1 rRNA gene is annotated in these 1,696 nt (G+C 53.7%); it reads left to right on the top strand.

Annotated features, from left to right (window positions below):
- Positions 1 to 1,696: ribosomal RNA gene (locus tag RBB12_RS16095) — 23S ribosomal RNA — on the top strand; the annotation flags it as partial.

Raw genomic sequence — 1,696 nt, forward strand, 5'->3', positions numbered from 1 at the left:
GGTGCGCAGCCGTAGCGAAAGCGAGTCTGAACAGGGCGTCTTAGTCGGTAGTAGTAGACGCGAAACCGTGCGATCTACCCATGGGCAGGTTGAAGCTGTGGTAACACATAGTGGAGGACCGAACCCGTTGACGTTGAAAAGTCTTGGGATGACCTGTGGGTAGGGGTGAAAGGCCAATCAAGCTCGGAAATAGCTCGTACTCCCCGAAATGCATTTAGGTGCAGCGTTCTGATAGTTATATAGAGGTAGAGCTACTGATTGGATGCGGGGGCTTCACCGCCTACCAATTCCTGACAAACTCCGAATGCTATATAATGTTTCAGGGCAGTGAGGGCATGGGTGCTAAGGTCCATGTCCGAGAGGGAAAGAACCCGGACCATCAGCTAAGGTCCCCAAATATGTGCTAAGTTGACAAAACGCGGTGGGACTGCTTAGACAGCCAGGATGTTGGCTTGGAAGCAGCCATTCATTTAAAGAGTGCGTAACAGCTCACTGGTCGAGCGGTCCCGCATGGATAATGATCGGGCATAAGCACATTACCGAAGCTATGGCATCGAAAGATGGGTAGGGGAGCATTCTGTTCGGCGCCGAAGGTGCACTGTGAGGTGTGCTGGAGCGTACAGAAACGAAAATGTAGGCATAAGTAACGATAATGCGGGCGAGAAACCCGCACGCCGAAAGACCAAGGTTTCCCCGGCCATGCTAATCAGCCGGGGGTCAGTCGGGACCTAACACGAACCCGGAAGGGGCAGTGGATGGACAAGCGGTTAATATTCCGCTACCCGCATATCACCAAAAGTGACGGGGCAGTTTAGTTGGTGCGTGCTGACGGAATAGCACGTTGAAGCGCAAGCGATAGTACGACAAGGCCACGGCCGCGTCGATAATCCAGCGGCACTGCCTCCAAGAAAAGCGAGATATGCGGCCCGTACCGTAAACCGACACAGGTGGTCGGGATGAGAATTCTAAGGCGCTCGAGAGATTCATGGTTAAGGAACTAGGCAAAATGGACGCGTAACTTCGGGAGAAGCGTCGCTCCCCTCCGGGGGAGCCGCAGTGAATAGGCCCAGGCGACTGTTTATCAAAAACACAGGGCTCTGCCAAATCGAAAGATGACGTATAGGGCCTGACACCTGCCCGGTGCCGGAAGGTTAAAGGGAGATGTCAGCCGCAAGGTGAAGCATTGAACTGAAGCCCCGGTAAACGGCGGCCGTAACTATAACGGTCCTAAGGTAGCGAAATTCCTTGTCGGGTAAGTTCCGACCTGCACGAATGGTGCAACGATCTGGGCACTGTCTCAACCATGATCTCGGTGAAATTGTAGTATCGGTGAAGATGCCGGTTACCCGCAGTGGGACGAAAAGACCCCGTGCACCTTTACTATAGCTTCGTATTGACCTTGGTCAAACAATGTGTAGGATAGCTGGGAGGCTTTGAATCTGCGTCGCCAGGCGTGGAGGAGCCGTTGTTGAAATACCAGCCTTTGTTTGATCGGGGCCTAACCCCTAGCGGGGGACAGTGCGTGGTGGGTAGTTTGACTGGGGTGGTCGCCTCCAAAAGAGTAACGGAGGCTTCTAAAGGTGCCCTCAACACGGTTGGCAATCGTGTGCAGAGTGCAATGGCACAAGGGCGCTTGACTGTGAGACATACAGGTCGAACAGGTAGGAAACTAGAGCATAGTGATCCGGTGGTTCCG

It is taken from the genome of Allomuricauda sp. MMSF_3307 (assembly GCF_030733585.1).
GTDB lineage: Bacteria > Bacteroidota > Bacteroidia > Flavobacteriales > Flavobacteriaceae > Flagellimonas.